The sequence below is a fragment of the Nioella sp. MMSF_3534 genome (genome assembly GCF_030732985.1).
Taxonomy (GTDB): domain Bacteria; phylum Pseudomonadota; class Alphaproteobacteria; order Rhodobacterales; family Rhodobacteraceae; genus Nioella.
Genome location: NZ_JASHJX010000018.1, coordinates 69,071 through 78,025 on the forward strand (window position 1 = coordinate 69,071; position 8,955 = coordinate 78,025).

Sequence of the window (8,955 nt, forward strand, 5' to 3'; positions counted from 1 at the left end):
GCGGTCCATGTTCATGGCCAGCATGACATTCGATCTGGGCGAAGAGGTGAATGCCCTGCGCGACATGGTGCATCGTTGGGCGCAGGATCGTATCCGCCCGATGGCGCAGGACATCGACAAGCAGAACCTGTTCCCGGCAGATCTGTGGAAAGAGATGGGCGATCTCGGACTGCTCGGGATCACCGTGCCCGAGGAATACGGTGGCGCGGGCATGTCCTACCTCGCCCATGTGATCGCTGTGGAGGAGATCGCGCGGGCCTCGGCCTCGGTCTCGCTCTCCTACGGCGCGCATTCCAACCTTTGCGTGAACCAGATCAAGCTCAATGGCACCGATGAACAGCGGGCGAAATACCTGCCGGGCCTGATCTCGGGCGAGCATGTGGGTGCGCTCGCCATGTCGGAGGCCGGGGCCGGATCCGACGTCGTCTCGATGAAACTGCGCGCCGAGAAGCGCAACGACCGCTTCGTTCTGAACGGCACGAAATATTGGATCACCAATGGCTGCGATGCCGACACGCTGGTGGTTTATGCCAAGACCGACCCGGAGGCAGGCAGCAAGGGCATCACCGCTTTCCTGATCGAGAAGGAGATGGTGGGCTTCAGCACGTCCGAGCATTTCGACAAGATGGGCATGCGCGGGTCGAACACGGCGGAGCTGATCTTCGAGGATGTGGAAGTGCCCTTCGAGAACATCCTTGGCGAAGAAGGCAAGGGCGTGCGCGTGCTGATGTCGGGGCTCGACTATGAACGCGTGGTGCTGGCCGGGATCGGCACCGGCATCATGGCGGCCTGCCTGGATGAGATCATGCCCTATATGCGCGACCGCAAGCAGTTCGGGCAGCCGATTGGCAGTTTCCAGCTGATGCAGGGCAAGATCGCCGACATGTACACGGCGATGAACTCCGCCCGCGCCTATGTCTACGAGGTCGCCAAGGCCTGCGACCGGGGCGATGTGACCCGGCAGGATGCAGCGGCCTGCTGTCTCTATGCCTCTGAGCAGGCGATGGTGCAGGCCCATCAGGCGGTGCAGGCCATGGGCGGCGCGGGCTTCCTGTCCGACAGCCCCGTGTCCCGCATCTTCCGCGACGCCAAGCTGATGGAGATCGGGGCGGGTACGTCCGAGATCCGCCGGATGCTGGTGGGGCGCGAATTGATGAATACAATGGGCTGAAGCCCGGTCCCGGGAGGACGAGATGAAACTGACATCCAAGATCATCACCGGCTCCGAAGACTTCGCGGCCAACCGTGCGGCGCATCTGGAGACCTTGGCTGTTGTGCGCGAGGCGGCGGAGGCCGCGGCGCAGGGCGGCGGCGAGAAATCCCGCGCCCGGCACCTCAGCCGGGGCAAGATGCTGCCGCGCGAGCGGGTGGCGAACCTGCTCGATCCCGGCTCGCCCTTCCTGGAGGTCGGCGCGACCGCCGGCCACGGCATGTATGACGGCGCGGCCCCCTGTGGCGGGGCCATTGCAGGCATTGGCCGGGTGCATGGACAGGAGGTCATGGTCGTCTGCAACGACGCCACGGTGAAGGGCGGCACCTACTACCCGATCACGGTAAAGAAACACCTGCGCGCGCAGGAGATCGCCGAACAGAACAACCTGCCCTGCGTCTACCTTGTCGACTCGGGTGGCGCGAACCTGCCGCAGCAGGATGAGGTCTTCCCCGACCGCGAGCATTTCGGGCGCATCTTCTACAACCAGGCCAATATGTCGGCCAAGGGCATCCCGCAGATCGCCGTGGTGATGGGAAGCTGCACGGCGGGTGGCGCTTATGTTCCGGCGATGTCGGACGTGACCATCATCGTGAAGGAACAGGGCACGATCTTCCTAGCCGGTCCGCCGCTGGTGAAGGCCGCGATTGGCGAGGTGGTGAGCGCCGAGGATCTGGGCGGCGGCGACGTGCACACGCGCCTTTCCGGCGTGGCCGATTACCTGGCCGAGGACGATGCCCATGCGCTGGCGCTGGCACGGCAGGCGGTTGCGGGGCTCAATCGCCGCAAACCGCAGAATGTCGACTGGCAGAGCCCGGAAGAGCCCGCCTACGACCCCGAGGAGATCCTCGGTGTGGTGCCCTCCAGCCTGACAACGCCTTACGACATCCGCGAGGTCATCGCCCGCGTCGTCGACGGCTCGCGGCTTGACGAGTTCAAGGCGCGCTTCGGGGAAACCGTGGTCTGCGGCTTTGCCCATGTCATGGGCTGCCCGGTTGGGATCGTGGCCAATAACGGCGTGCTCTATAGCGAGAGCGCCGCCAAGGCCGCGCATTTCATCGAGCTGTGCAGCCAGCGCAATATCCCGCTTGTCTTCCTGCAGAATATCACCGGCTTCATGGTAGGTCGGAAGTATGAGGCCGAGGGGATCGCCCGACACGGCGCCAAGATGGTGACGGCTGTGGCGACGACGAAAGTACCGAAGATCACGATGCTGGTGGGGGGCAGCTTCGGGGCCGGGAACTATGGCATGGCGGGGCGGGCCTATTCGCCCCGGTTCCTGTGGACCTGGCCCAATTCCCGCATCTCGGTCATGGGGGGACCGCAGGCGGCGGGCGTGCTGGCAACAGTGAAGCGCGACGCGATCGAGCGGGCGGGCGGCAGCTGGTCGGCAGAGGAAGAGGCGGAGTTCAAGCGCCCGACGCTGGAGATGTTCGAGCATCAGTCGCACCCGCTCTATGCCTCGGCCCGGCTTTGGGATGACGGCGTCATCGACCCGCGCAAAACCCGCGAGACGCTGTTCCTGTCGCTCTCGGCGTCCCTGAATGCGCCCATCGAAGAAACGCGCTTCGGCGTGTTCCGGATGTGACGCGCCATGAAGAATTTTCAGGAAAATTCTTCTGCGCGGCAAAATCCTTCCAGAAGGATTTTGAATGGTCGGAAAAATCTTCTGGAAGATTTTTCTGGTCTCGGGCACGTGGCAGGTTGGAGACAGTCATGACCCAAAGGACCCTGCAACAGATCATCGACGCGAACCCCGATGCCGAGACCTTCCGCTTCGGCGACAGTGAAGCCTTGTGCACCAGCATCCTCGCACTTGTGCGCAACGGCAAGAAAACGGCCACTTGCGAGGCAATGCGCGCCTATACCGAAGGCGGTGATGCGTTCCCCAAGGTGGGGCGCCGGGATGTGGCGCTGAACTGGGACGGGACGCCCGCGATGATGCTGGAAACGGTCGAGGTCACGACACGCCGCTTCGACGAAATGGACGAGGAGTTCGTGGCCGCACAAGGGGAATTCCGCGACCTCGCCCACTGGCGTGAGGGCTATCGCGCCTATTTCACCCGCAACGGCGGTTTCTCGGAAGACATGGAACTCATGTGCGAACGGTTCCGCATGGTGGAGGATTACGCATGATGTTCACCAAGATTCTGATCGCCAACCGGGGCGAGATTGCCTGCCGGGTCATGGATACGGCCCGCGCCATGGGCGTCCGCACGGTGGCCGTCTATTCCGACGCCGATGCGGGCGCGCGGCACGTGGCCCTGGCCGATGAGGCGGTGCATATCGGTGGATCGGCTCCGGCTGAGAGCTATCTGAAAGGCGATGCGATCATCGCGGCGGCTCTGGCAACGGGTGCGGAGGCGATCCATCCGGGCTATGGCTTCCTGTCGGAAAACCCCGATTTCGTGGAAGCGGTGGAGGCCGCAGGGCTGACCTTTATCGGGCCTTCCGCGGACGCTATCCGAAAGATGGGTCTCAAGGACGCGGCCAAGAAATTGATGGAAGAGGCAGGGGTGCCTGTTGTCCCAGGCTATCACGGCGACAACCAGGACCCTGAGCACCTGTCGGGTGCCGCCGATACCATCGGTTACCCGGTGCTGATCAAGGCGGTCGCGGGCGGCGGCGGCAAGGGGATGCGCAAGGTCGACCGGCCTGATGACTTCATGAACGCGCTGGCCAGCGCCAAGGGCGAGGCGAAGACCGCCTTTGGCAATGACGCGGTGCTGATCGAGAAATACGTCCTGCAGCCGCGCCATATCGAGGTGCAGGTCTTTGGCGACGGCACCCATGCGGTGCATCTCTTCGAGCGCGACTGTTCGTTGCAACGTCGCCACCAGAAGGTGATCGAAGAAGCCCCCGCGCCGGGTATGACCGCAGAGATGCGGGCGGCCATGGGGCAGGCCGGTGTGCGCGCCGCCGAGGCCATCGGCTACAAGGGCGCGGGCACGGTGGAATTCATCGTGGACGGGTCCAAGGGTCTGCGGCCCGACGGATTCTGGTTCATGGAAATGAACACCCGCCTGCAGGTGGAGCATCCGGTGACGGAGGCGATCACCGGCGTGGACCTTGTCGAATGGCAGCTGTGCGTTGCGGCGGGGGAGGCTTTGCCCGCGCGGCAGGAGGATCTGACCATCACCGGCCATGCGTTTGAGGCGCGGCTTTATGCCGAGGACGTGCCCAAGGGCTTCCTGCCCGCGACCGGGACGCTGGCGCATCTGCACTTCCCCGAAAGCGCGCGCTGTGACACGGGCGTTCGGGCGGGGGACACGATCAGCCCCTGGTATGATCCGATGATTTCCAAGGTGATCGTCCATGGCCCCACGCGGGCGGTGGCGCTGAAACGGCTGGATCAGGCCCTCGCGGGCACGCAGGTGGCGGGCTCTGTGACGAACCTCGCCTTCCTGCGCGCGCTGGCGCAGCATGACGGGTTTGCGGCGGGCGAGGTGGATACCGGGCTCATTGACCGCGATCTGGACAGCCTCGCCGCCGATCCGGTCGCCTGCAGCCGCGCCCGCGCACTGGCGGCGCTTGGGGCCCTGGGGCTGCATCAGGGCGCGGCACCGCTACAGGGGTTCAGCCTCTGGGCACCGCTGAAACAGTCGGTGGCGTTCGACTACCGTGGCGAACGGCTGAGGGCCTTTGTCGAAACTCTCTCGCCCGGTCGCTTCCGGGTGGAGATCGATGGCACGGTCCATGAGATCGCCTTGACGGAGGGCCGTTGGAGCGTCGATGGGGCGCCCACGCCGGCAGAGGTCGTGACACATGCGGCGGGTATCTCGGTGTTCTGGGGCAACGGTTACCATTTCGATCCGGTCGATCCGCTGGACGTGGCAGCCGAGGGTGCGGTTGCGCTTGGTTTGATCGTCGCGCCGATGCCGGGGTTGGTGAAAGCGGTGTTCGTGGAGCCGGGGCAGGAGGTTGCCGCTGGAGATCGGTTGGCGATCCTGGAAGCGATGAAGATGGAGCATACCCTGACGGCGGGCCGCGACGGGACCGTGGCCGAGGTGCTGGCCAGTGCCGGTCAGCAGGTGGAGGAAGGCGCGGCGCTCATTCGGCTGGACGATGAGGACAAGGCATGAGCGGGGCAAATTTCTTCGAAGAAATTTGTGAAGAATTTTCGAAAATTCTTCCGCCTTGTGGAGAGGTTTCGCGATGATCCGTCTGCATCACGTTCCGCAAAGTCGCTCGATGCGCACCCTGTGGCTGCTCAACGAACTGGGGGTGGCTTACGAGCTGCAGGTCTGGCCCTTCGACAAATCGCTGCGCTCGGCCGATTACCTGGCCAAGAACCCGGCGGGCCGCGTGCCCGCACTGGAGATCGACGGGGAGTGCTGGTGGGAAACCGGCGCAATTACCGAACTTCTGTGCGAACGCTTCCCCGAGGCAGGGCTTGGCCGCGCGCCAGGGCATCCTGACCGGGCGCAATGGCTGATCTGGATCCACTTCTCGGAAACCATCAGCCAGCATTGCGCGATCCTGACGCAGCAGCACATCATGCTCTATGATGACAGCATGCGCAGCCCGGTGGTCATGAAGCTGGAAGCCAAGCGGCTGGAAAAATGCTACGCCGCCATCGAGGCGCGGCTGGAGGGGCGGGACTACCTGCTCGACAGCGGCTTTTCGGCGGCGGATATTTCCGTGGGGCAGGCGCTCTACATGGCGCGCCATTTCGCGCGGCTCGACCCCTTCCCGGCGCTGTCCGCCTGGTATGCGCGGATCACCGAGCGGCCCGGTTTCCTGCTGTCACGCCCGACGGAATCGCATGAAAAGCTGTATAAACAAGCCTTCTACCCACCCTGGGAGATCGAGAAAGGACCCTGACATGACCGCCCCCTTGCACGTCATCGCCCGGATCGCGGCGGCACCGGAGACGTTGGACGACCTCATTGCGTCGATGCGGATCATGGTGGCGGAGGTCCGCGAGGAACCCGGTTGCCTGCGCTATGATCTGACGCAATCTCAGGATGATCCGACGGTGCTTGTCTTCGTGGAAGAATGGGCCACCCGAGCGGATTGGGAGGCGCATATGGAGGGCGCGGCAATCGCGCGGCACCGTGCGCGCACCCGGCCCGAGATGACCCTCGATGCCGAGGTGCACGCCCTTGGTCAGATTGCGTGACGGCCATGGCGGAACCGGTTGAACTCTTCGAGGTGGGCCCGCGCGACGGGTTGCAGAACGAAAAGCGGCAAATCCCGACGGCGGAAAAGATCGCGCTGGTCGACTGCCTCAGCCGGGCGGGGTTTCACCGGATCGAGGTGGCAAGTTTTGTCAGCCCGAAATGGGTGCCGCAGATGGCGGATTCTGCCGCGGTGCTGGCCGGGATCGCCCGCGCGCCGGGCGTGTCCTATGCCGCGCTGACCCCCAACATGAAGGGCTACGAGGGCGCGAAGGCCGCGAAAGCGGATGAGATCGCGATCTTCGCCTCGGCGAGCGAAGGCTTTTCCAAGGCCAATATCAACGCCACCATCGAGGAAAGCATCACCCGTTTCGTGCCGGTGGCGCAGGCAGCCAAGGCCGATGGCATCCCGGTGCGCGGCTATATCTCTTGCGTGACCGACTGCCCCTTCGACGGGCCAACACCGCCAGCGGAAGTGGCGCGGGTGGCGGCCACCCTGCGCAATATCGGCTGCTACGAGATCTCGCTTGGCGACACGATCGGGCAGGGGCGGCCCGAGACTGTCGACGCAATGCTGGCCGCAGTTCTGGAGGAGGTCGCGCCGGAGGAACTGGCCGGGCATTTCCACGACACCGCCGGGCGGGCCCTGGCCAATATCGAGGTGTCTCTGGCGCGGGGGCTGCGGGTCTTCGACGCCGCAGTCGGCGGGCTTGGCGGATGCCCCTACGCGCCGGGGGCAGAGGGAAATGTCGCCACGGAAGCCGTCGCCGCGCGTGTGGCGCAGCTTGGCTATGAGACCGGGCTCGATATGGATGTGCTGGCCGAGGCCGCCACGATGGCGCGGGCCATGCGGGAGGGATGAGACATGGACACGATTGATATCGCGGTGGATGAGCGCGGGGTTGCCGTTCTGATGCTGGACATGCCGGAGCGTCACAATGCGCTGGCCCCGCAGATGATCGCGGAACTGACCGAGGCGGCAGAGCGGCTTGGCACGGATCCCGCCGTTCGTGTCGTGGTGCTGACCGGCAACGGCAAGAGCTTCTGCGCGGGCGGCGATCTGGCCTGGATGAAGGCGCAGATGACCGCCGATGCCGACACCCGCGCGCGTGAGGCGCGCAAGCTGGCCGAGATGCTCGGCGCGCTCGACCGGATGCCCAAGCCGCTCATTGGCCGCGTGCAGGGACAGGCCTTCGGCGGCGGGATCGGCATGATGTCGGTCTGCGATGTGGCCGTGGGTGTCGAGGGGGCGAAATTCGGGCTCACGGAAACGCGGCTCGGGTTGATCCCGGCCACCATTGGGCCTTACGTGGTGGCCCGCATGGGGGCCGCGCGGGCGCGGCGGGTGTTCATGTCGGCGCGGATTTTCGATGCTGCCGAGGCGGTTGATCTGGGGCTGCTGGCCAAGGCCGTCGCGGCCGAGGATCTGGATGCGGCGGTCGAGGCCGAGGTCGCCCCCTATCTGGCCTGCGCGCCGGGCGCGGTGGCCAAGGCCAAGGCGCTGGTCGCGGCGCTGGAGCCTCGGGTGAACGATGCCGTGGTGGACATGACCATCGCAGCCTTGGTCGATGCCTGGGAAAGCGATGAGGGGCCGGAAGGCGTGTCGGCCTTTTTCGACAAGCGCAAGCCAAGCTGGCAGGAGAGCTAGGGGCTTGCATCACCGGGCGGGCTGACGTTGTCTCGGCGTGACAGAGGAAGGAAACGGCTATGGGCATCACCGTCACGGACCAGCAGATCGCGGATTATGCCCGCGATGGCGCGGTCTTCATCAAGGGGCTTTTCGCGGATCACGTGGACACGCTGCGCAAGGGCGTGGAGCGGAACATGGCGGAGCCTGGGCCTTACGCGGCGGAGAACCTGCTGCCGGGCGAGGGCGGGAGATTCTTTGACGACTATTGCAACTGGACGCGGATTCCCGAGTTCGAGCAGGTCATCCGGCACTCGGATGCCGCACGGGTGGCGGGTGAGCTGATGCGCTCGGACAGCGTGCAGATTTTCCACGACCACGTGCTGGTGAAAGAGCCGGGCACCTCGAAACCGACGCCCTGGCATCAGGACGGGCCCTACTATTTCGTCGAGGGCGAGCAGACCGTCAGCTTCTGGTCGCCGCTCGATCCGGTCACGGATGCGACGTTGCGGCTGGTGGCGGGAAGCCACAAGTGGCCAAAACCGGTTCTGCCGACCAGGTGGTTGAAAGAAGACGCTTTTTTCCCCGATGAAGGCGCCTATATCCCGGTGCCTGACCCGGATGCGGAGGGCATGACGGTGCTGGAATGGACGATGGAGCCGGGCGATGCCGTGGCCTTCGACTACCGCACCCTGCATGGGGCGCGCGGCAACACAAGCGACCGGCGGCGGCGGGCGTTTTCGGTGCGCTTTCTTGGGGATGATGCGCGGTTCGTGGAGCGGCCGGGGCGGACGTCTCCGCCGTTTCCGGGGCATGACATGGTGCCGGGGCAGCGGCTGCGCGAGGACTGGTTTCCGGTGGTCTGGCACCGGTAGAGTTTCGCCGTGGCTGCGCCACGTCGACCCGCGCGCCCGTGCCGGGCGCGGACCCTGGTTTTGGCGTGTCGCCCCCCGTACACCGGGCGTACACCCCCTGTGCACCCCCCGTACAGATGAAAT

Annotated in this window: 9 protein-coding genes; all 9 read left to right on the forward strand. The window is 65.2% G+C overall.

From position 1 onward, the window contains the following. Positions 1-7: 7 nt before the first annotated feature. The 9 genes from RBB16_RS09630 to RBB16_RS09670 all read left to right on the forward strand — a co-directional run bounded on the left by RBB16_RS09630 (position 8) and on the right by RBB16_RS09670 (position 8,832). Complete coding sequence (locus RBB16_RS09630) at positions 8-1,171, forward strand: isovaleryl-CoA dehydrogenase (RefSeq protein WP_306045959.1); 1,164 nt, start codon at positions 8-10, stop codon at positions 1,169-1,171. Positions 1,172-1,193: 22 nt separating this feature from the next. Further along, entirely contained in the window at positions 1,194-2,798 is a 1,605-nt protein-coding gene (locus tag RBB16_RS09635) for a carboxyl transferase domain-containing protein (protein WP_306045960.1), read from the forward strand. 128 nt (positions 2,799-2,926) lie between these two features. Next, on the forward strand, positions 2,927-3,346 hold the full coding sequence (locus RBB16_RS09640) for an ASCH domain-containing protein (protein WP_306045961.1): 420 nt from the start codon (positions 2,927-2,929) through the stop codon (positions 3,344-3,346). Further along, positions 3,346-5,292, forward strand: a complete 1,947-nt coding sequence (locus tag RBB16_RS09645; RefSeq protein ID WP_306045962.1) for an acetyl/propionyl/methylcrotonyl-CoA carboxylase subunit alpha — start codon at positions 3,346-3,348, stop codon at positions 5,290-5,292. Before RBB16_RS09640 ends, RBB16_RS09645 begins: the two co-directional genes overlap by 1 nt. A gap of 73 nt (positions 5,293-5,365) precedes the next feature. Beyond that, a complete protein-coding gene (locus RBB16_RS09650) occupies positions 5,366-6,034 on the forward strand; it encodes a glutathione S-transferase family protein (protein ID WP_306045963.1) in 669 nt (222 codons plus the stop codon). Between the two features lies 1 nt (position 6,035). Continuing rightward, positions 6,036-6,332 carry a putative quinol monooxygenase gene (locus RBB16_RS09655; RefSeq protein ID WP_306045964.1) on the forward strand — a complete coding sequence of 99 codons (297 nt, stop codon included), beginning with the start codon at positions 6,036-6,038 and terminating at the stop codon, positions 6,330-6,332. 5 nt (positions 6,333-6,337) lie between these two features. After that, positions 6,338-7,192, forward strand: coding sequence for a hydroxymethylglutaryl-CoA lyase (locus RBB16_RS09660; protein ID WP_306045965.1), 855 nt, complete (start codon positions 6,338-6,340; stop codon positions 7,190-7,192). A gap of 3 nt (positions 7,193-7,195) precedes the next feature. Then, positions 7,196-7,978: a crotonase/enoyl-CoA hydratase family protein gene (locus RBB16_RS09665; protein ID WP_306045966.1), complete on the forward strand. Its 783-nt coding sequence runs from the start codon at positions 7,196-7,198 to the stop codon at positions 7,976-7,978. Between the two features lie 59 nt (positions 7,979-8,037). Then, positions 8,038-8,832, forward strand: coding sequence for a phytanoyl-CoA dioxygenase family protein (locus RBB16_RS09670; RefSeq protein ID WP_306045967.1), 795 nt, complete (start codon positions 8,038-8,040; stop codon positions 8,830-8,832). Positions 8,833-8,955: the final 123 nt, after the last annotated feature.